We start from the raw sequence: 22,162 nt of genomic DNA on the forward strand, positions 1-22,162 counted from the left end.
CAATTATCTATTTTATAAAATTAACAAATAAGCATGATGGGACAATCCCTTATACAATACAAAAGATAAACTAAAAAGTTGTTGGAATAAACAAGGGGTGTTAAATAGAAGGATAAATAAAACAATCAAAGTGTATGAGTGAGATACTGGGATAAGTACTCATATACATTATTAGAGATATTGACAATACTTTTTAGCCACAAATACCATGCCTGTTTTTAAAATTTTTTAATTTGTTCTAAACTTGCAATTTTATGGGTTGTATTTTAAAAAGTAGGGGCGGTTTATAACCGCCCCTACAAATTACTTGCAAAATCTTTTATAAATTATGCAGGTCCTCCCGAACCAGGACAATAGCCATCTTCTCCTCCTTCACATGGATAGTAACCATTCAGGTTGAAGAGCTGAATCAGTCTCAATAACTCAGGTAAGCTAATCGTCCAATCTTGCGGGTTATAGTCTGATGCGTGCGGTGTACATGTCTTGTCTCCGTCAAGTCCGGGGGCATAACCATCTTCACCCGATGGGTCGCAATGGTAACCACCCAAATTAAAGAATTGGATTACACGAAGCAATTCCGATAAGCTTATTTTCCAATCACCATCTTGGTCGGCACTATGCGGTGGAGTAGGAGGTTCACCTTCGACTACACCTTCAGGGGTGCCTTCCGGGGTCCCTTCTGGAGTACCTTCAACTACACCTTCGGGGGTCCCTTCGACTACTCCTTCAGGGGTGCCTTCCGGGGTCCCTTCTGGAGTACCTTCAACTACACCTTCGGGGGTCCCTTCGACTACTCCTTCAGGGGTGCCTTCCGGGGTCCCTTCGACTACACCTTCAGGAGCGCCTTCCGGTGTCCCTTCACCTTCAGGGGGCAATTCACCGGGTCTATCTTCAGTAATAAGAAGTTGATAACCATTCTTCAATGGAACAGGACCAACAAGGAATATTGTATATACACCACCAGGCAAGAATTGAACTTCTGACTGCATCGCAATCACCTCTTCAGGCAAACCCGCCTTAGATATAACGATATCTAATGTATCAGGAGCAGATATCCCATAATAAGGTGTTGAACTGAGTGCAGAAATATTGGAGAACAATGGTGTCAGTTCTGGTGGCCAACCTGCGAATATAAAGTCTACAGCATATCCATCTTTTACTGCATTTACAAATCGTATATTGGCAAATCCTGATGCGGGAGCACGGTTATCGTCTTCTAATGTGAACATTTCAAGGCTATCAACCCAACCTGTCGCAACTACAGTTATACTGCTATCGCCGAATATATCTAAATTAGTGGAAATAATTGGTGCATTTAAACAGGTGTCATAACCACCTGTGCCGGGGATTATTCTGAAATTGTATTCATTAGACAAAACTGGCCTATATGAAGTAGCAGATGGATATTCTACTAATACAAATGTTGGTATTCCATTCATGCATACATCTAAGGTTTGTGAATCAAAACTTGCATTTACAATTCTTACATTCCCTTCACAGTCCAGTTGTGCTCTTAATTCACCATCCGGATATCCACTACTTGTTAATAAAACATAAACATCTTTTCCGGCTATAAGCTGAGCCTCTTCAGGCGTTAATACTCTCACCACAGGTGATGCAGGACCACCTAAATCTAAAATTAGGTTTCCATTTTCTCCGATACCACCTTCATAAAGCCCGACAGAAATTGGCCCTGTATTTCCCTCAATATAGTTAACTGTAATTTTATACGAAATTTCCTGTGTATCGAGATATAAAATAGTATCCACATCAACAGTTCCGCTTGAAATAGGAGGAACAGGAGGAACTACTCTGTCATTTTTGAGTTCAATATGACAGCCACTTACCATAGTACAATACTGTGGCCTAAAATCAGAACTTAATGCAGCATCTACATAACGAATTACTTCTTTTTGCTTTAAACTTTTTGCTCCTGATGAGAATATCTGGGAACAATATTGTTTAAGGTCAGCACCAATTTCACCATGGTCAGTAATACCAGGTTGATTACTTGTGCAAATAATCAAATGTGGATTTTCCGCAGAAGGCATAGCTTCTAATTCTGCCTGTGTAATTCGATGTTTATATGGAGATGTATTAAAGGGTCCTGGAAAATCGTAAATTAATGGTGTTTCGTTATTCATACCATCAAAAATGCCAATTTGTGTTATTTTACTTAGTGTTACTGCGGGAGTAATTTCAACATCCATATAGACTTCTTCTGCCTCAGGGTCATGCCATAGTCTAAAAACGAAACTGCCCTTTTTCTTACTTAGACTTCCTGTATCAACGCCATCTTTTGTAATTACTTGACTCCCAGAACATTTAGCAACAAGTTCTCTGCAATACTCTTTATCAAACCATTCATACTCACAACGATTACTTGCACCATCACCGTCTGCATCTGCCTCAGGGAGCAAATCGTCTAACCCAATATAATTCTCTTTGTTTAAATAAGGATTATCAAATCCCATTTCTGTCCCAAATTGTTCAAGGGTAACTTTTCTTAATTGTTCGTCAAGAAGTGCAATCAATCCTGCAATAATACCGAAAGAACCTTCACCTTCTGCCAGAATGGAACGGGGTTCTAAATCACCAAGTCGAACGGCTATTTCACCATCTGGATATGCAATCGTTTTGGCTATGATATAGAAATTGTTCCAATAATCATCATTTGGGAATATTTTTGTTGTGTCTATCATAGCGAGTTGTTCTGGTGTTACTGTATATTCAATTGACAAGTCTGTTTTCCCAAAATCAATATACCACCAGGTCTCCGATGTTGCTACATTTACCGCAGTTATAGAAGTTATCCCTTCAATATTTGTAATGTCTATATTGAATGTAATTCCTGTGATATTTGTTTCACCCTCATCCAAAGTCTGAGTCATCTTTACAAAGCCTTTAGCAATAGATGGCGTCGGTGGATTAATTACACCGCCATTCATATAACCTTCAAACTGATTGGGAGTCGGTTGGGAATAAATGGTATAGTCCCCATCACCTAAGGTTAGGTATGCAAGAAAGATTTCCTGAATACCTGGAATTATACCGGGTAATATCGCTGAGAGGGTTGGTCCCATATCTGTCTGGAATTGAGTCAAATTATGCGTCCATGCATTATATACCTGTTCATGGGTCAGAATACCATTATCAAAAGTTTCATCATTAGCAATCCTCTGTATTAATCCAAATTCATTGGCAATGTCTAATATTCCATTTCCACTTAAATTACCAATAAACTCTACGGCAGAAATACTATCAATAGGTGTATTTTCTGGACCTTCCCCTGTGGATACACGAAGGCGAACATCACTCCCTGCAATCACGCGTTTATTTGCGGAGGGGTCTGTTCGAATAACTTGACCTGCCGGTACAGTAGGATGAGTTGTATAGAAAGTGGTCACGACATTAAAGCCCCATGCTTTTAAAACCGTGCGGGCTTGCTCTTCTGTTAAACCTGCCACATTTGGTATTGGTATTGTACGCAAATCTGCGTATATCTTACCGTTCAAATCCATACTGTTCGGCTGAAACATATCTAAGAAATATTGAAATTCCCCAAGGTCTACACCTTCCAGCAATGAATTTTCAAGCACCTTTTGAAGACTGTCACAGAAGTCCAAATTAAGGGATTCTGCTTTTGCGAGAGACGGGAACATAATTAGTCCCAAAACGACCACGACCGCTACAAATTTCATTTTTAACATATAACTATCCTCCAGTTAAAGTTCTGTTATTTAACTCTATTCAATTAGTATACCTTTATCAGCCCAAAAAAACAAATCAACCTTTTATTTATTTTATATTATCTTTTATAATAATACCACAAAATTTATCTAAAAATGTTAAATTTTTTTGTCGGTGAAAATATTTAGTTTTGGGAATCTGGAGGTTTTAGATATGATTAATCGCTACTTAACATACAAAAAAACATGTACTACATATCTTTTTACTATCTATTTATGTCTTCTTATGTTCATTTCTACAGATGCTTTTAGTATAGATTCGGGTATAAAATTACGATTTTCTATTCCAGAAGAGAGAGTGTGGCTCGGCCCATATTTTTGGGCAAATCGTTTACAAGATTGGCGGTCCACAAAAGATGGAATACAAAGCGTAACAAAAAGAATTAATTATGATTACAGAACTGTTCATATATTAAGTCATCGTATAGGTAATACAGAAGGTAGTTTTTTGTTTAAGGTTGACATCAAACCTCTTATTATTTCTTCCGATGGGCTTGACACTTTTGCAGGGTTTTTAATAGGGGCGGGCTCTGGTATAGAGTTTCGTGCATCTGCTTTGGTTCATCATAGTCCTGGTGCAAATGGTGGCATTATGGTAGGTATTGACGAACATGGCAGGGCAATTATTAAAGACTTTACGAAAAAAAATGCTCCTGTTATTGCCACTGGGAAAGTTCCAAATCGTTTTGCTTATTCCTATCGTGTTCAAGTTCAAGGAACTCAAAAAGGGGAGTGGATTACCTTATGGCTTTATATATTCGATACAGAAACAAATGAATTGTTATCTGATACGTCTATTGAAAAAATACCGGCACAACAAACAGAAGGAAACATTGCTTTTGTTTCTCATCCGGGGAAAGGTTCGGTTCCGGCTAATTTCTGTTTTCAAAATTTCGAGATGAAAGGGAGTAAACTTGAGGAGATAAGTTCCGAGGAGAAAGAAGTAGGACCTATTATTGGAGCACTTTACACCATTAGTAGAGGAAATCTATATTTATCAGCCCAATTATTCCCATTAGGAAAAGAAGAGGGTAAAGAGGCAAGTCTTGAGGTTCAAAAAAATATGAGATGGATTGAATTAGCAAAAGCAAATGTAGATAGGACTGCATGGGTTGCTCGATTTGAAATACCACATTGGGAACTTAATAAAGATATACCCTATCGTGTCGTGGTTCAAGCCAATGACTTAGAAGGGAACCTTCGTTCTTTTGCTTATTATGGAACTATTCGAAAAGAGCCGAAGGAATCAGACACCTTTGTATGTGCAGGATTCACAGGTTCGAGAATGGTAGGTGGCGATGGTGTAGATACAGGTTCGTATGAATGGACAACTGCAAAGGTGTGGTTTCCTCATGGAGACCTCGTAAGTAAGGTAAAATACCACAACCCAGACTTACTATTTTTCTCTGGTGACCAGATATATGAACATGCCAGTCCTACACGAAGAGAGGTGGATATATTGGATTATTTATATCGATGGTATATGTGGTATTGGTCTTTTCGTCATTTAACCAGAGAACGTCCTACTGTGTGTATCCCTGATGACCACGATGTATATCAAGGGAATCTTTGGGGAGCAGGTGGCAGACCAGCAAAAGTCCAAGATGATGGTGGTTATGTACACCCTCCGGATTTTGTAAATGCAATTCAAAAAACACAAACTGCCCATTTACCTCCACCCTTTGATCCGACTCCTATCGAACAAGGTATTACCGTTTACTATACAGACCTTGTCTACGCCGGGATTAGCATGGCTATTTTAGAGGACCGAAAATTTAAATCTTCACCCAAAGAATTTTTACCGGATAGCCAGTGTGAGAATGGCTGGTTCCAAAATCCAAAATTCGACCCTAAAAAAGAAGCAGATGCTCCGGGTGCTGTCCTATTAGGTGATAGACAAATGAAATTTTTAAATACATGGGTAGAGGACTGGTCGTATGGAGCACAATTCAAAGTAGTGTTATCTCAAACCTTATATGCGAGTGCAAGTACACTACCTGCAAACGAGACGAGGGACAATATTATTCCGAAACTGGAACTTTATCCACCTGAAGAATACCCAGAGTTTTATGCAATTAAAGCGGATGCTGATACTAATGGTTGGCCACCATCTGCAAGGAATGAAGCCCTCCGCCTTTGGAGAAAATGTTTTGCTGTGCACATCTGCGGAGACCAACACTTAGGGATAACACTTCAATATGGAGTGGAACACTGGAATGACTCGTCGTATGCATTTGCGGTTCCAGCTCTGGGGACTCGTTTTCCACGTCGCTGGTTTCCACCTATTCCTGGGAAAAACCGAAAAGAAGGGGCACCACGTTATACAGGCGAATATGAAGATGGTTTCGGTAACAAAATTACTGTGCATGCAGTTGCTAATCCTATGCTATATGGAATAGAACCACAAGAACTTTATAACCCTGCCACAGGCTACGGAATTGTTCGAATTAATAAAAACACACGAACTGTTACCTTTGAATGCTGGCCACGTTGGGAGTCTCCAGTCGTAGAAAATGCAAAACAATTCAACGGCTGGCCTATTACAATCAAACAAACTGATAACTACAACTCAGACATTAAAGGATATTTGCCTATAATAAAAATCAACGGCATAAAACAACCTGTTATCAAAGTTCGGCGAGCAAAAGATAATAGTCTTGTCTATTCATTAAGGCTTAATTCTAATCAATTCCAACCATTCGTTTTTGAAGAGGGCACATATCTTGTTGAAATTCTCGAACCTGAAACGGAAAAAATACAAATAATAAAAGACCTTGAAATTACTTCCGATTCTGAGAAGGACAAAATTATTGAAATAAAATTTTAAAAATACGTACAAAAACAATTTCGCCAACGGGATTACAGTTCTCAAAAATAGTGTTCTTATGCTACAATGATAAAATAATTATTTTAAAAAATAGTTCAACAATAAAGGGTTAACATATGCAGATAAAACAAAATAAATTATGTGCAGGATCTATTATCTTTGTGGGGTTTATCCTAATTTCTTTTTTTGGCTATTCGAAAGAGCAACGTGAAAATATTAAGGAGACACTCCAAACTGCAAAACAAATTGCGGTGTCTATCACGGTTGTTCCTGATGAATTTGTTATAGCAGTATCCCCTGTACGGCAAACATTACAAATCATCCATAGCACTGCACGATTAGCAGGAGCCCTAATATCCGAGGTGCAAAATGAAAACTATCGTAAAGATTTACAAAAAGCTATTGGTGAGATAAAAGTAACCGACTCATATCGAGATGCAATATTAAATGCTCTAAAAAATAAAGTTTCAGGGGAGATTATAGAAGTTCCACCATTAGGCTCAACGGCAAAATATAAGACTGACCGAGAAGCAGTGCAAGAGCGATTAAAACAACTGCGAGCCAAAAACTTTGATGTGTTAATTGATATGAAAATTACGTGTGGTATTTATGGTCCTGAAGGTGAAATGTTTTTCCGTTGGAATGGAAAACTCTATGACCTACACAATGAAAAATTACTCTGGCGAAATGAAATGGTATTTTCTCCAAGTGTCGATTTTCGGATAAATCAGGATTTTAAAACATACTTTAATCCGTTTAAATCAAACATGTTCTCACCTCGACTTACACTAAGCAAAAATGCTTTGAGTCGTTGGACAGATAACCACGGAGAAAACTTTAAAAACTCGAAAGAATATGGGATTCAACTTGCCGTTTCTTCACTTTTGGGCGAATTACAATTAGAGGATTCGAAAGAAGTTTACTTTGCAAAGGGTATTTCGGAACTATATCGCCGAAAATGGAAAAGAGCGGTACCCTTGTTTGAAAAGGGATGGCAACAGGAAAAAATAGATGCTATTGTTGGCAATGCTTTGTTAGTTGCTTTATATAAAGCGAAGCGAGTAGATGAAGCTATTAAAGTAGGGGAAGCACTGTCACAAAGTTCAGCAGTAAAACCGTATTCCCCACTTTTTTATAACTTAGCTATTATATATACTGAAAAGAAAAAGGATGCACAAAGAGCAAAGGAATATTACCAGAAATACATAGAGATATCAGGGACAACGGATTCAAAATTAGAAAAGAAAATCAACTCTCTAAAGAAGGGGAAATCATAAATAATACAAAGAGATATATGCCAGTTTCATTATTTACTAATCGTCGTTTCCTGACATTAATATGTGTATTTTTGCTTTTCGTTATTTGGGTGGTTTTCACGTATAGTAAATTTACTACTCACGGTTTATCCTTATCCCCAGACTCCTATATCTACTTAGATACTGCCCTAAATATTAGTGAAGGACGCGGTATTGTACATTCATTTGTAATGACAAACCAACTAAATATTTGGGACAATGAAAAACGTTACATCCCTATGAATTACTGGGCACCCGGATTCCCTTTGTTAATTGTTTTGGCACATAAACTTTTCGGGTACTCATCATTCCCCTCTGCCAGTGAAATATGTGTTTGGTTAGCTTTCATTGGAACTACATCAATCGTTTTTTTTCAAACAAGCCGTTTTTGGGGAGTTAATGCTGGGATTTGGTCGTTTATTCTAATATTGTTACTATACCCTATTTCTTATGTCTACTCATGGGTTTGGAGTGATGGAATTGTTATTCCTTTTACATTAGGCTCATTATGGCTTCTCACAGAACAAAAGAAATTTCATAAAGTAACGTCGATATTTTCAGGAATATTGGCAGGGTTAGCCTTTTCTATCCGTTATATTCATGGGTTATTACTTCCATTAGGATTCTTTATTATCTTAACTCAACAGATTTTTTTTGAATCAGAAGAAAACATGTCTAACCAAGGTAAATTCTTTCCAACAAAATACTATAAGGTATTAGCCACTTCTTTCCTATTTACAACAGGTTGGGCAATCTGTGCAATTCCTATCTTTGCGAGAAATTTAATAGTAACAGGGTCAATTTTTGGACTGCCACGACCTCAGAGCGATATATCCCTATGGCAAAACATAAAATTAACATTTTCAGCCCTATCCACAAATTGGATTTTCCCTAAGATTATACCTAATGAAATACAAGGCTCTTTACTGGTAGCACTTTTTTTCTTTATTATTTTAATAATAGTTGTACAAAGAAAATATAGCATATTAAAGGAGTATATAAAACACCATCTTGTATTCATCCATTTTATATGGGCTGTCAGTTACTTAATTGTTATCATTATTTATACTTCTTTTTATCAAATCGATGTTATAAGCCATCGATTACTTTTTCCCTTTACAATTTCAATAATAATACTTTTCTCTGGATTATTTGAAAGAGTTTTTCCCCTACCTTATTGGTTAATGGTTGTTTTTTCTTCCCTGTCTATTTTCCTTTTTACACTCATTTACCCAATTACAAGTGAAAACTATTTTACAACTGAAAATCTCTTAAATGACAATCCACGATTACAATGGGTTTGTTCTGAAACTCAACCTAATGATTGGATTATTGGTGATTCAACTTTTGATATAACCTTGGGGTGTGGACATCGTAGAAGCCTTTGCTTTATTCCAACTTCAGACAAAGAAGGGCCTCCAAATGAACAAACATTATTTTCGTTCTTAAACAGAATAAAATCAAAAGAGGCTCGAGTATTTATACTCTTACGAAAAGGGGTTCCCTTGGAAGAAGCCTTTTTCGACCAGTGGAAAAAATACTATGGAAATGTAATTGCACATCTCGTATTCGATAGTGAGTATAAATATATTAAAACAAAAAATCGTTGGGCAGAAAAGTCTTTTGTAGCATTAGAAATAGAATATAACCCGCTTTAAAATAGTTTTTTATTTTACAAAATATTGATTTTATAGGATAGATGCTTGTATAATTATATAAAATTTATGCACTGGCACTGCATAAAATTAAGGAGATTTATGCACTATGGATAAAAATATAATAAAGCAGGTAGTTATCGACCAGAGAGGTGAGTTAGAACATCTTTACAAAAGGAATAAAATTGTAGAGCGGAGTATTTTAAATCTATATCGAAAACAAATAGACTCCGATTTAATAAAGGTTATCATGGGGATACGACGCTGTGGAAAATCGATTTTTGCTTACCAGCTATTCAAAGACCGTCATTTTGCATATTTGAATTTTGATGATGAGCGATTATCTTCCTTGGACACAAGTGACCTAAACACTATTCTCGAAATATTCTATGAAGTTTATGGGGAGTTTCGGGAAATAATATTCGATGAAATCCAGAATATTCCTAAATGGGAATTATTTGTGAATAGGCTTCATCGCCAAAACTTTAATATCATCGTCACAGGGAGTAATGCGAAGCTTTTAGGACGCGAATTAGCCACACATCTTACGGGACGTCACTTGAGAGTAGAACTCTTTCCTTTTTCCTTTAAAGAATATTTAGCTTATTACGGTTTTCAAGAAAAAAAGTTATTGACAACAAAAGAAACCGCATTTATAAAGAAGAAACTAAATGAATATATACAAACAGGCGGGTTCCCTGAAACCTTAAAGGGAACTGTTGATACGAAACCATATCTTCAATCTTTATATTCAACGTTAATCACAAAAGACGTCGTTCTTCGACATCGTGTAAAATTTGTGAATAGTTTAATAGAAATCGCTAATTATCTTATCACCAATTATTCTGGTCTTATCAGCTTTAACAAAATAAAAAATATCTTCAAATTAAAAAGTATCCACACATCCTTAAACTACATATCTTATCTTGAGGAAGCTTATCTATTTTTCTTTGTTAAACGGCTTGCCTTCAAATATAAGGAAAGCGTCCTTGCTAATCGAAAATGTTATTGTATCGATACGGGACTCATCCATGCTTTAAGTTTTAAAACATCCGAGAACTTAGGGAAAGTATATGAAAATATTGTTGCATTGGAATTGCAACGGAAAAAATATTATGAAAATATCGAGTTTTATTACTGGCAAGATGTTTACAAAAATGAAGTGGATTTTGTAATTAAAGAAGGAATAAAAATAAAACAATTAATTCAGGTATGTCACAGATTAGATAACCATGAAACAAGAGAGCGAGAAATGAAAGCACTCATAAAATGTAGTAAAGAACTAAAATGTAATCAACTACTTATCATCACAGAGTACGAAGAAGGAGAAGAAATCATAGGAAAGAAGCGGATACAATATATACCTCTATGGAAATGGCTCCTTGAAAAGAGTCAAGGATAAAATGACAATATAATAAATCATAATTTTATGCACTGGCAGTGCATAAAATTTATAATATTTATGCACTGAAGGTAAACTGACTTTTACTTTTTTATTTGCCTTGTTTATGATACATTAATAACAAACTAACCTATCATAAAGGAGCAAATATGTCTACAGATGTAATCCCTCTAAATATCTCCATCCGCGAAAAATTAAATTTTGATGGGAAAATTGCACTGATAACAGGTGCCAGTCGGGGTATCGGCAAATCAATTGCTTTTGCACTTGCCGAATTAGGGGCACACGTGATTATTACTGCCCGCAACATAGAGCCTTTGGAAAAAACTGCAAATGAAATTAATTCTATAGGAGGCAAAGCCACACCAATAACATGTCATAGTGCCCGAAACACAGAGGTAAACAATTTATTTGAACGCATCCGTAATGAATTTGGACGATTAGATATTTTAGTTAATAATTCAGCGACAAATCCTTATTTCGGCCCTTTTCTTGAAGCGACAGAGGCTGTTTTTGATAAAACCTTTGAGGTAAATTGTAAAGGTTATTTTCTCATGGCACAACAAGCTGGCAAGATAATGGTATCCCAGCAAAAAGGTGTTATTATCAATATTGCCTCCATCGAGGGATTACATCCATCTCCATTCATGGGTATCTATTCCATGACAAAATCAGCGGTTATTATGCTCACTAAAGTACTTGCACGCGAATTAGGTCCCTGTGGAATTCGGTGTAACGCAGTATGTCCAGGACTTACTGAAACACGATTTGCCTCAGTGTTAGTTGAAACACAGGAAATCCGCGAACGATATGTGCAAGCCACACCCTTAGGACGTCATGCCCAGCCTGATGAAATAGCAGGTGCCGTAGTTTATTTAGCTTCCGACTCAGCAAGTTATACTAATGGAGCCATTCTTGTCTGCGACGGTGGAAAAACTGCTTAAATCTATCACATATAAATTGTCCCAAGGCAAATAATTTTCGGAATTTGATAAATGAGATAACACGTCTCTATACTTCTCATAGAATATTAATTCTTAGAAAAGAGGTTCAATATGTTGTTATACAAACAAATAGCACAGGAATGGGACAGGCTAAATCGACTTCCAAAAGATGAAGCAAGCCTGTTAGAAGAAACAATAGAAGATGGCGTGTTTCATGGATTTGGCCGTTTTACAGAACAATTAATGGATAAAATGTTAGAGGCTTATCCTGAGACCAATAATTTGATTCCTTATGAAATACAAAAAATGAAAGACGGGATAGCAAATGCCCTTTTCTCAGGTTACCTTATTTACATTGCATATCAAAACCTTTTGAATATAAAAAGACCACAAATGAGATTAGGTATCCAATATATACCAACTCTCATGGATGAATACAACTACATCGTTGCCCCCTATCAACCAAACACCAAAAGCCTGCTATTTAATCAATTACTCGACGAGGAACCTGCAATTGAACTTCTGTTTGAAAAAGTAGCCACTATTGAGATGAATATTATCAGAAAGAATTATCCACAAATCGATGACATTCCTTTTGGAATAGGGTATATGTTAAAAGATTTAATTAACAGGGGTGTATTTATTGGCTTTGGTCTCGGTTATTCCGAAAATAGTTTGAGAAGTTAGAAATAAAATAGATTTGATAAGTATTACTCATCATCATTATCCATTTCCCAGTCATATGGTTCCTGTGTAAGATGTTCCCATGGAACACTTCGAATACCTAATTGTTCCTCCTCTATTTCTTCTTCTTCCCACACTTGGAGTTGTTTACGGTTCCTTTGCCAAACCCATAAAAATACAAACACAGCAAGTATAGCAATCGGTGTAAAAATTGAGCCTGTGGCTATCGCCCCCATAATAGTAACAATCCAAAGTGATTTTCTGTAGCCATACCAAAACTCATCTAACGTTATTCCCCCAATATCATTTAAAGCTTTAACAAAACGTTCTCCCTTGCACGTATTCACCATTTTCCAAAAGGTCTCATCACCGAGAGTCTTCACTAAATATTGAACCATAGATAGTGATTGAATATAAGCACTATTTGTTTTGTCAGGCGAATTTGCTAACATTAATTCTCGATCTAAAAAGCGATATTCAATAAGTCTATTTGTCAATACTATCTGAGACATACGAAGTCCTGTGCTCCAATAATATTCATTAGCGACATACATCGATAGTCCCTCGTTAAACCATAATGGAAGCTGACTTTCCAGACCAGCCCGACTAATAAATACATGCATCAACTCATGTCGTAATGTCCCAGCAAAATCTTCACCCCAATTCCGCAACCTTGGTGATTTTACGATAATAACCCCTTTTCCTGAATGGGCTACACCTCCAAACAAAAAGGGAGAACGTCCACCAGACTTAACCTTAAAATCTTGTGATTCGCGAATAATCCATATCTGCACCGCTTCGTTATTCTCTATTTGTAAACGTCGTGAATATTCGCCCCATGCTTGCTCAATGACTTTCCCAGCATACTCAGCTTGTGCCCTATCCTCTGGCGAGTAAAACACAACACTATGGTCTGTTTCCAACTGCTGAAGCTCATTTTGCCCCAACGTAATATAAGCGATAATCAAAAAATGTATAGATATAACATGAAACATTTTTCACAACACATATAACATTATTTACCCCTATCATAACATAAAGTAGAATCCTAATATTGCCACATGGAAACTCTAAAAAAAGAATCAATGGAAAATTTATTTAAGAGGTTAAAGACAAAATCACTATTTATAAGATGGTATAAAACCATAATATTGACCGAGCCAATACCCTAAAAGGTAGTCATGTCCATTATACTCGACAGGAAAATCTTCCATAGGGTCTCCTGGAGAGAGGTATGGGTCCTGTACCCATGTGGACCATGTATTTTCTCGTCTATCAATAGGGATAGGTTTCCCTTTCTCGGGTTCGGGACTCTGTACATCCCAGATTAATCGGATACCATGTTGTTGTTCATACTTGGTAATGGTATTTTTATTCCATTTAATCGAAAAGGGAAACCATGTAAGTGTTTTGATAGCGTTTTCTACTTCTGAGGTATCGCCTATATATTTTGCTGACAAAAAGGAGTATAAAGGATTGGCTTCAGGTTTTAATCCCGGAAAGGGGGGAGAACCTTCCCAAGCGTGTTTGAAAGATTTGATATAGAATTCTCGTATTTGTGGTTCCTGTTCCAATCGCAACAGGGGTTCTATTCCTAAAAAGAAAAGGACATCATCGGAATGATTCACAAAGCCTCTTCGCGTAGGGTCAAGATTTCTTCTCGCCTGAATAGACCGCTCTGCATATTTCTTTTCAATAGCATATTCTTTATACAAATTTTCATATTTACTATCGCCGGAAACTTGATGGGCTATTTTTAAAGCCTGAAGCCATAACAAAGCATTTAAGGGTTCTATTATTGTGTACTGGGGGAAGTATTTTCCCCAGGTAGTAGGTTTTCCGTCTGCATCAACAATTTTTAAATCATTTTTTAATATATGATCTACAATTGCAGTTACATCTTTTGATATTTCTTTCCGTATAGAATCATCGCTAATCGTTTCATACGCCCATGAAAAACCAAACATAACGCCATCAACTTGATCACTACTCACATCGCCTCGCCATTTATATTTCCCATCGGGAGTAGGTCTCCATATACCATCGTCTTTCCATGTAGAATCGGCAGGTATTACAGCACGAGCCAGCAAACCGTCTACCCCACTGGCTCGGCATAGAAAATTCAGGGCTTTAATTGATTGTATTAGCTTCTCTTTGTCCCTATCATCCTTTGTTATCATGTATTTCATAGACAAGGTACCTACATATATCCCCGTCATGTAGGCATTGTCGGGCATGTTATAAGACAGTCCCCGCTCATTTTGTGGTAATACTAACTTACATAAAGCCTGCCCCTCCAGTAAAAAGCGTTCTTCCATGTCCTGCTGGAATATTTCTGCCTTTTTCCATAAGGGAGGAGGTCCTATTGTATTGGAAACATCGGCTTGTGTAAGTAAGCATAGTAAAGTGATAACTATGCCAATAAACATAGTTATCTTACGGGGCAAATGTTTTTTATACATAGTGTTTTATCCCAAATTTTCAAGGGGTGGATCAAAATTTCCACGGAAAACGCCATTGATAGGTTTCGTTGGTGCACACCATAAAACGCCATTATAAATAACTTTTAATATGTGTTCGTTATAATAAATCGGTAAAGTTTCATGCCCGGGGCTAAAGTAAAAGACCTTTCCCAATCCACGGTGCCAACAGCAACCACTGCGAAATACTTCCCCTCCTTGGTACCAACTCACAAAAACTAATTGATCCGGTTGGGGTATGTCAAAATGTTCACCGTACATTTCGGAGCGTTCTAATTCAATATATTCAGGTATTCCATCAGCTATAGGATGTGCGGGGTCAACCACCCAGACGCGTTCCCGTTCTCCTTCACCTTTCCATTCACGCCATTTCAGCATGCACCCTGTTCCCATAAGCCGACGAAACGGCTTGGACATGTGTCCAGAATGTAAAACAACTAATCCCATCCCATTTAAGACACGATTCTGCACTTTTTCCGCATTTTCTTCTGTTACCTTATCATGAGCCAGATGCCCCCACCAGGTCATTACATCCGTATTTTCTAAAATTTCATCAGATAATCCCTGGTCAGGGTCATCTAATCGCACAGAACGAACAGAAACAATACCCGGCTGTTTTTCTAAGTATTGGGCAATTTGCCCACCAATTGAATTTGGATATACCTTCTGTACTTTTTCACTGATTTTTTCATGGACACCTTCATTCCAAACTGTAACACGCAATCCTGACATGATTAATCCCTTTCATCGTTTAATATTAAATGAGTTAGAATTAATATTAAATATTGTTAAATAGTAAAAAAATATATAAAGGATTTATTTTACACGTTTATCAATCAAATTAACTAATCTCTCGTAAATAGAGTTCTTTTTCGATATAAAATATTGTCTTAATAATCTAAAAGTTTTCCCATCAGGAAATAATGTGCAAACAATTTCATTGTATATTTTATCGTCAGTAAGCAGACTTCTAAAAATGAGTGGTTTTAAATCTTTAATTTCATCAAAAGTGTTTTCATAGTCTATGTCAAAATTAATTTCTGGCATATCCGGTATTTCTTTCTTCCATTGGGAAAGGTAGTCAAGAATTTCGTTCCATACGCTGGGATATCCTAAAAATTTAAATATTTCTCCACCATAGAACAAATGTGTCTCTATATTATAGTCACTTTTCATTGCCTCTAATTCATTTTCATAATAACATTTATTTTTAACAAGTTCTGGGTCTAAGAAATAAAAAATACCAACAAGTTCTTTTTCTGAAAAATTTGATAGCATTATATTTAGTTTTTCCTCAAAATTTTTTATTTGCCCCCTTTTTTTGGAAGAATCATGGTCATCTCTAACCTTTTGTTCAAGGAAATATACTTTTTTTCCCTTCCTGAAACATTGGTCTATGCATAATATATTATTACTACCTTTGTTTTTGTCAACATATATCTTTTTTAGTATTTCAAATCCCATGTATCCTAAATATTTTTCTAAAACTTCCTCAAATGCATTTCCGAATCGAATTTCATGTGATTGTAATAAATTTTGGAGAATTTTACCTTTTGGTTTAGTAGGTCTAAAAAGTCCAATATATCTTGAAGGAGAATTTGCAATTTTTTCAAGCAAATCTGCCTTTGAGTGTTCAAATATATTTTTATTTAATATCATTTTAAACTCATTATATTCCATCATTTTCATATAAGAAGCTTTCATCCTTGACTGTTAGTGAAGATTCTTTTTCAAAGTCAAAAATATCATAATCAAAAGAATTAGTAAGATATTTTTTTTCATACTCATATCTTAATTGGTCAATGCTAATTAATTTACCTTCTCTTCTTAAATACCAGTAAGTCCATCCATTATTATTTTCTTTACCTAATACCTTTGCACTCACCTTATGGATAGATCCTACTATATCGTTATGGAGAATAGATGCATCTGCCAAAACACATGCTTTATATTTGCCATCTTTGGAATATAAAAACTCCCCAATCTTGATATATCCTTTTTCTATAAGATTACCAAATGAAACTCTTGGCTTTCTTTTTTCTACTTTATATTCTAAATAGTGGTTCTCTAACGGGATAATTCTTTTAATTCTATCCATTCCAATTTTCACATAATACTCTTCTTTATCAAATGCGATAAAATTTCTACCAAGTCGTTTTGCAACTGCTGCTGTTGTTCCACTGCCTGAAAAGGGGTCTAAAACAATATCACCAGGATTTGAAGTTGATATGATTATTCGATATAACAATTCCGCTGGCTTTTGTGTAGAGTGGGCTTTTTGCCCATTTATTCTAATCCTTTCATTTCCCTGACATATAGGGATTAACCAATCACTTCTCATTTGTAAATCATCGTTCATCACCTTCATTGAATGGTAATGAAAAGTATATTTAGATGATTTTGTTTTTGTTGACCAAATTAAAGTTTCGTGTGCATTATTAAATCTCGTGCCCTTAAAATTTGGCATGGGATTCGTTTTTACCCAGATTATGTCATTGAGAATCCAGAAGCCAATATTTTGAAGTATCGCTCCAACTCTAAAAATATTGTGATATGTTCCTATTACCCAGATACTTCCGTCGTTTTTCAAAACCCTGTGGCATTCTTTTAACCATTGGTATGTAAATTTATCATACTCTTCCATCGATTCAAATTTATCCCAATCATCATTTACAGCATCTACCTTTGTTTGATTAGGCCGGTATAATTCGCCATTTAATTGCAGATTATATGGAGGGTCTGCAAAAATTAAATCGACAGAGTTTTCTGGCAATTTCTTTAGTAGTTCTACACAATCCCCTTGATAGATTTTATTTAGTTCTAATTCACCTATCTTCATATTAATAACTCCAAAACCTTTTTTTATTATAATTTATACCAATAAATCGTTAAAAACATGGTTTCTCTTTTTTTCTATTCAAATATTAAAATTTTAGGAGTAAGAGGTTTCCCTTTTATAATCTCTTATATTAGGATAAAATATACTACTATCTATTCCTGTTTCAAAAAATTAGTAAATGGAGAACTTTTCTTATGTTGCAAGTGGTGTTAACTGTATCAGCTTGTAAACGGCTCATAGCGAGAGGAATCGTCCGACATACGGAAATACAGAGAGCGATAAATGCACACACGATAGTTATTGTTGCAGGCACGACAAATGGATACATTGCAGAGGAAATATTAAAGTATTTGGGGTATGAAGATCCTTTCCCTAAAAACCGATTTTTTAGAGGGATTACATTACCTCCCTTTTACTCACTCACAGATATGGGAAGATTGCCTGATGAGTCTTCTTTTATCGGGGATGTTGTAATTGTCAAAGGGAATTGGGAACGAGGTAAAAATCTTTTTGATGTGGTTCAACAATTAAGCCAAAATGATATTATTCTCAAAGGGGCGAATGCACTGGATATTAATAATTGGCGGGCTGGGATTTTTGTTGCTCATCCCCAAGGGGGAACTATTGGGGTTACAATACCTGCTGTGATAGGTCGTCGGGTAAAACTTATTATCCCTGTGGGGCTTGAAAAACGAATTTCTGGAAATCTTGACGCGATTGCAGTGAAAATAAATACCGCTCACGGAAATGGTCCTCGATTTTTCCCTGTTCCGGGTGACGTTTTTACAGAAATAGATGCTATAAAACTGCTAACAGGTGCTGATGCAGAATTGATAGGAGGAGGTGGCGTTAATGGTGCAGAAGGGGCTTTATGGTTTGCTATTACAGGTACAGAAGAACAAGAAAATCATGCCTACAATCTCATAAGTGAAATACAGAATGAACCACCATTTCAGATAAAATAAAACCCAATAAATAAGGAAATAAGGATATGCATCTTCTCTACAAAAGATACTCTTTACTGCTTATAATAACAAATATAATAATATTCATTTCTAACTCTGTCCCCTGTGAGGAGACAAATTCATCACCGTCGGAAAAAGAGGATTATGTTTGGGAAACAGTGTCACTTATTACTAATGGGGGCTTCGAACCTACTGAGACAAAAGACAGTACCGATTCCATTTTATCAGGATGGAAATATTCCCCAGAAGACGCAAATACTAAGATTCAACTGGACAATGAAACATATTTATCAGGCAAAAATGCACTACGCATAGACGGAAAAGGAACCATTAATATCCATACCGGACCTATTCCCATTCCTAACAATATCGTATCAATCACAGGAAGTATTTCATATCATGGCAATTTCCCCTCAAAGGCAATAATTCAATGGATGAAAGGCGAAGAGCAACTAACCACAACAGAATTTAAACTCATAGAAACACCAAATTCTGATTGGAAACGGTTTGTTCTTCCAGAGACACAACCCCCTTCTGAATCCAATGCACTTTATCTCCAACTTTCATCAGACCTAAATCCAACTGGCACCGTTTGGTGGGATGAAGTTGTACTAACCGCTATTGTAGAACAAACTCAGTCAGTGGAAATATTTGTTAACCAAGTAGGATACGACCTACTTTGTCCAAAATCATTCATCGTTGCGACAAATTTTGTTCCTGATGATATGGAAGCCTATATATTGGACAGTTCAGAAAATCAACTACAAAAAATTTCACTAAGCAATCCTTCACGAATAATTGGTGCATATAAATCCGACTGGGGAAAATGGTTTTACCGAGGGGATTTTACAGACTTTAATGACGAGGGCACTTACAAAATAGGTGTCTTCGTTAAAAATAAAAAATATTTAAGTCCCTCATTTATGATTGGAAAAGATCTCCTCTGGGAAAAAACCATTCCTATAGTTCTCGAAGGGATACGAATTCATCGATGTGGGATAGATGTCGAAGGCATTCATGAACCATGCCATACAGATGATTCATGGGAAGGTAAATCACTCATTGGAGGTTGGCATAATGGCGAAGACTACGGAAAACAAAAAACTGCCCTTTGTTTAAACTACCTTGCAGAAAGTTATAACATCTGCAAATGGCGACTTCTAAAAAATACAGAGTTAGAAAAACTATTCCGCGAAGAATTGGAGTGGGGTTCAAAATACATTATAAATCGAATACAGGAAGACGGAAGTTTACTGGGAAATATCATTTCAAAGCAAAAGAAAGAAGAAGATAATTCAACAATTCAAGAGGAACGAGTTGTCGAACCGCCACAGGACGAAGAAATCTGTGTCTCTGCTCTCTCTTATATCTCCTACGGATTAGCTTCCAATTCCAATAATAATATATACATAGAAAAAACGGAACGCATTGCAAATTCCATGTTAAACAGAGGAATAAAAATACCAGGATTATTCACAGCTCTCATTTACCTCAGTGAATTAAAAGGTCCCGATAAATATCTCCCCCAGATACAAGCACAAATTCCGAGTGACCTCTTATCTGTCTCAGAAGCCATACCTCGTTATGATACTTTCACTTATGAAAGCAAAACATATGAACTTATACAAGCTTTGAAAAACACATTACAACCTTATATAGAACAGGCAAATCAAAACCCCTTCGGTATATGTCCTATAAAATGGAGCCCAGAGGTAGATTTCTTTGGTATCACAACCCCTAAAGAGCAGGTATTAAAAGGAACAAATCTTTATCTATTGCATATTTCTCAATTAGCAGGAAAAGCATTCCGTTTCATGCCAGATGAATCAACAAAAAAATTATTTTTTGACCAAATTAACTGGATTTTAGGGGTTAACCCATTCGGCGTTTGTTTCATACAAGGTATAGGTGAAAAAAACCTGCCCTCAATCTCACATCCCTATGTAAAGGCAGGAGTAGCACCTTCAAAATTAGTAGGTATTATTCCGTATGGTATCCGTGCATCTTCAAGGAATCAGGATACACCTTACCTTGATATGTCAAACACTAAAGACGTAGACCCAAATTCAACAAGTGTATCATTAGAAGCAATGGCTTTATATATCAACGCATTAGCACATTATTACCGTGTCCATATCCATTCAGAGATGAATCTTCCTGTTCCCTCCAATACCACATTACAATAAACGAGTGAAAACAACTCACAAAAAATATGATATAATCATACAAAATCAATAGAAAAGATTTGGATTTTTTATAACAACAAAGTCGGAAGGGATTTATATATGATTATTGTAATGGCAAGCAGGAAACCAGAAGATGTTGCTTATGTTGTAAGTCGCGTCGAGGAATTAGGCCTTAAACCTCACGTCCTTGAAGGTGTCGAAAAAACAGTTATAGCAGTCATAGGCGATGAACGCATCCTACAAGGGGTATTAGCATTAGAAGCATTACCACATGTAGAAAAGGTAATGCCCGTCTTAAAACCTTACAAATTAGCAAGTCGAGAAGTCAAAAAAGAAGACACGAATATTCAGGTAGGTAAAATTCGAATAGGACCAAAATCCTTTTGTGTCATGGCAGGACCTTGTGCGGTAGAGTCCCGAGAACAGATTATGCAAACCGCAGAATTCGTAAAAAAATGTGGGGCACATATACTTCGTGGGGGCGCCTACAAACCACGCACATCCCCTTATAGTTTTCAAGGGATGGAATTGGAAGGCTTGCGATTGTTAAAAGAGGCTTCCGAAAAGTATGACCTACCTGTTGTTACAGAGGCTATGACCGTAGAACAAGTTCCTGTAGTTGCAGATTATGCAGATATTATCCAAATTGGTGCTCGCAACATGCAGAACTACGGACTGCTTCGTGCTGTAGGCAAATTAAACAAGCCGATATTATTAAAACGAGGAATGATGTCCACAATTAATGAATGGCTTATGTCCGCTGAATATATCATTGCGGAAGGGAATCCTAATGTTATTATGTGCGAACGTGGAATTCGAACCTTCGAAACAGAAACACGAAACACCTTGGATATTCAGGCAGTTCCCGTAGTCAAAAAATACTCCCATCTACCCGTAATTATCGACCCAAGCCATGCAAGCGGACGATGGGACTTAGTAATTCCTATGTCAAAAGCGGCAATTTCAGCAGGAGCTGATGGTATTATCGTAGAGGTTCATCCCAATCCTGCAGAAGCCTTGTCAGATGGTGCTCAATCCCTTAAATTAGAAAAGTTTGAACAACTCATGAAAGAAATCAACCCCTTAGTAAATATCGTGGGAAGAACAATGTGAAAAATCATTCAGGATACATAAAC

15 protein-coding genes are annotated in these 22,162 nt (G+C 36.5%); 9 read left to right on the forward strand and 6 right to left on the reverse strand.

Translation table 11 applies throughout. The features are described 5' to 3' along the window. Positions 1-326: 326 nt before the first annotated feature. Positions 327-3,710, reverse strand: coding sequence for a DUF4397 domain-containing protein (locus PLJ10_05030; protein ID HOK09008.1), 3,384 nt, complete (start codon positions 3,708-3,710; stop codon positions 327-329). A gap of 193 nt (positions 3,711-3,903) precedes the next feature. Between PLJ10_05030 and PLJ10_05035 the strand changes: the two genes are divergently transcribed. The 6 genes from PLJ10_05035 (at position 3,904) to PLJ10_05060 (ending at position 12,559) form a co-directional block, all read left to right on the forward strand. Then, a complete protein-coding gene (locus tag PLJ10_05035) occupies positions 3,904-6,576 on the forward strand; it encodes an alkaline phosphatase D family protein (GenBank protein ID HOK09009.1) in 2,673 nt (890 codons plus the stop codon). Between the two features lie 116 nt (positions 6,577-6,692). Continuing rightward, a complete protein-coding gene (locus tag PLJ10_05040) occupies positions 6,693-7,853 on the forward strand; it encodes a hypothetical protein (GenBank protein HOK09010.1) in 1,161 nt (386 codons plus the stop codon). 17 nt (positions 7,854-7,870) lie between these two features. Continuing rightward, complete coding sequence (locus PLJ10_05045) at positions 7,871-9,529, forward strand: hypothetical protein (GenBank protein HOK09011.1); 1,659 nt, start codon at positions 7,871-7,873, stop codon at positions 9,527-9,529. Between the two features lie 106 nt (positions 9,530-9,635). Next, on the forward strand, positions 9,636-10,928 hold the full coding sequence (locus tag PLJ10_05050) for an ATP-binding protein (protein HOK09012.1): 1,293 nt from the start codon (positions 9,636-9,638) through the stop codon (positions 10,926-10,928). A 149-nt stretch (positions 10,929-11,077) separates the two neighbouring features. Next, positions 11,078-11,872, forward strand: a complete 795-nt coding sequence (locus PLJ10_05055) for a glucose 1-dehydrogenase (protein HOK09013.1) — start codon at positions 11,078-11,080, stop codon at positions 11,870-11,872. A 111-nt stretch (positions 11,873-11,983) separates the two neighbouring features. After that, complete coding sequence (locus PLJ10_05060; protein HOK09014.1) at positions 11,984-12,559, forward strand: hypothetical protein; 576 nt, start codon at positions 11,984-11,986, stop codon at positions 12,557-12,559. 23 nt (positions 12,560-12,582) lie between these two features. Here the strand turns inward: PLJ10_05060 and PLJ10_05065 are convergent, their stop codons facing one another. From PLJ10_05065 to PLJ10_05085, 5 genes are all read right to left on the reverse strand, one after another. Further along, positions 12,583-13,551 (reverse strand): peptidase MA family metallohydrolase, encoded by a 969-nt coding sequence (locus PLJ10_05065; protein ID HOK09015.1) that lies wholly within the window; start codon positions 13,549-13,551, stop codon positions 12,583-12,585. A 126-nt stretch (positions 13,552-13,677) separates the two neighbouring features. Further along, positions 13,678-15,018, reverse strand: coding sequence for a hypothetical protein (locus PLJ10_05070; protein HOK09016.1), 1,341 nt, complete (start codon positions 15,016-15,018; stop codon positions 13,678-13,680). A 6-nt stretch (positions 15,019-15,024) separates the two neighbouring features. Then, positions 15,025-15,768 carry a ThuA domain-containing protein gene (locus tag PLJ10_05075; protein HOK09017.1) on the reverse strand — a complete coding sequence of 248 codons (744 nt, stop codon included), beginning with the start codon at positions 15,766-15,768 and terminating at the stop codon, positions 15,025-15,027. An 84-nt stretch (positions 15,769-15,852) separates the two neighbouring features. Further along, positions 15,853-16,725 (reverse strand): restriction endonuclease, encoded by an 873-nt coding sequence (locus PLJ10_05080; GenBank protein ID HOK09018.1) that lies wholly within the window; start codon positions 16,723-16,725, stop codon positions 15,853-15,855. Beyond that, a complete protein-coding gene (locus tag PLJ10_05085) occupies positions 16,706-17,875 on the reverse strand; it encodes a DNA methyltransferase (protein HOK09019.1) in 1,170 nt (389 codons plus the stop codon). The genes PLJ10_05080 and PLJ10_05085 overlap by 20 nt, the downstream gene beginning before the upstream one ends. Positions 17,876-18,069: 194 nt before the next feature. Between PLJ10_05085 and PLJ10_05090 the strand changes: the two genes are divergently transcribed. The 3 genes from PLJ10_05090 (at position 18,070) to aroF (ending at position 22,139) form a co-directional block, all read left to right on the forward strand. After that, positions 18,070-18,840 (forward strand): hypothetical protein, encoded by a 771-nt coding sequence (locus PLJ10_05090; protein HOK09020.1) that lies wholly within the window; start codon positions 18,070-18,072, stop codon positions 18,838-18,840. 26 nt (positions 18,841-18,866) lie between these two features. After that, on the forward strand, positions 18,867-21,026 hold the full coding sequence (locus tag PLJ10_05095; GenBank protein HOK09021.1) for a glycoside hydrolase family 9 protein: 2,160 nt from the start codon (positions 18,867-18,869) through the stop codon (positions 21,024-21,026). A gap of 99 nt (positions 21,027-21,125) precedes the next feature. Continuing rightward, on the forward strand, positions 21,126-22,139 hold the full coding sequence (aroF, locus tag PLJ10_05100) for a 3-deoxy-7-phosphoheptulonate synthase (GenBank protein HOK09022.1): 1,014 nt from the start codon (positions 21,126-21,128) through the stop codon (positions 22,137-22,139). The last annotated feature ends 23 nt before the right edge of the window (positions 22,140-22,162 follow it).

Source organism: Candidatus Hydrogenedens sp. (genome assembly GCA_035361075.1).
Lineage (GTDB): Bacteria > Hydrogenedentota > Hydrogenedentia > Hydrogenedentales > Hydrogenedentaceae > Hydrogenedens.

What these genes read in the sequence shown, in the direction of transcription:
- PLJ10_05030 (HOK09008.1), bottom strand. Translation starts at nt 3,710, where the DNA reads ATGTTAAAAATGAAATTTGTAGCGGTCGTGGTCGTTTTGGGACTAATT.
- PLJ10_05035 (HOK09009.1), top strand. Translation starts at nt 3,904, where the DNA reads ATGATTAATCGCTACTTAACATACAAAAAAACATGTACTACATATCTT.
- PLJ10_05040 (HOK09010.1), top strand. Translation starts at nt 6,693, where the DNA reads ATGCAGATAAAACAAAATAAATTATGTGCAGGATCTATTATCTTTGTG.
- PLJ10_05045 (HOK09011.1), top strand. Translation starts at nt 7,871, where the DNA reads ATGCCAGTTTCATTATTTACTAATCGTCGTTTCCTGACATTAATATGT.
- PLJ10_05050 (HOK09012.1), top strand. Translation starts at nt 9,636, where the DNA reads ATGGATAAAAATATAATAAAGCAGGTAGTTATCGACCAGAGAGGTGAG.
- PLJ10_05055 (HOK09013.1), top strand. Translation starts at nt 11,078, where the DNA reads ATGTCTACAGATGTAATCCCTCTAAATATCTCCATCCGCGAAAAATTA.
- PLJ10_05060 (HOK09014.1), top strand. Translation starts at nt 11,984, where the DNA reads ATGTTGTTATACAAACAAATAGCACAGGAATGGGACAGGCTAAATCGA.
- PLJ10_05065 (HOK09015.1), bottom strand. Translation starts at nt 13,551, where the DNA reads ATGTTTCATGTTATATCTATACATTTTTTGATTATCGCTTATATTACG.
- PLJ10_05070 (HOK09016.1), bottom strand. Translation starts at nt 15,018, where the DNA reads ATGTATAAAAAACATTTGCCCCGTAAGATAACTATGTTTATTGGCATA.
- PLJ10_05075 (HOK09017.1), bottom strand. Translation starts at nt 15,768, where the DNA reads ATGTCAGGATTGCGTGTTACAGTTTGGAATGAAGGTGTCCATGAAAAA.
- PLJ10_05080 (HOK09018.1), bottom strand. Translation starts at nt 16,725, where the DNA reads ATGAAAATGATGGAATATAATGAGTTTAAAATGATATTAAATAAAAAT.
- PLJ10_05085 (HOK09019.1), bottom strand. Translation starts at nt 17,875, where the DNA reads ATGAAGATAGGTGAATTAGAACTAAATAAAATCTATCAAGGGGATTGT.
- PLJ10_05090 (HOK09020.1), top strand. Translation starts at nt 18,070, where the DNA reads ATGTTGCAAGTGGTGTTAACTGTATCAGCTTGTAAACGGCTCATAGCG.
- PLJ10_05095 (HOK09021.1), top strand. Translation starts at nt 18,867, where the DNA reads ATGCATCTTCTCTACAAAAGATACTCTTTACTGCTTATAATAACAAAT.
- aroF (HOK09022.1), top strand. Translation starts at nt 21,126, where the DNA reads ATGATTATTGTAATGGCAAGCAGGAAACCAGAAGATGTTGCTTATGTT.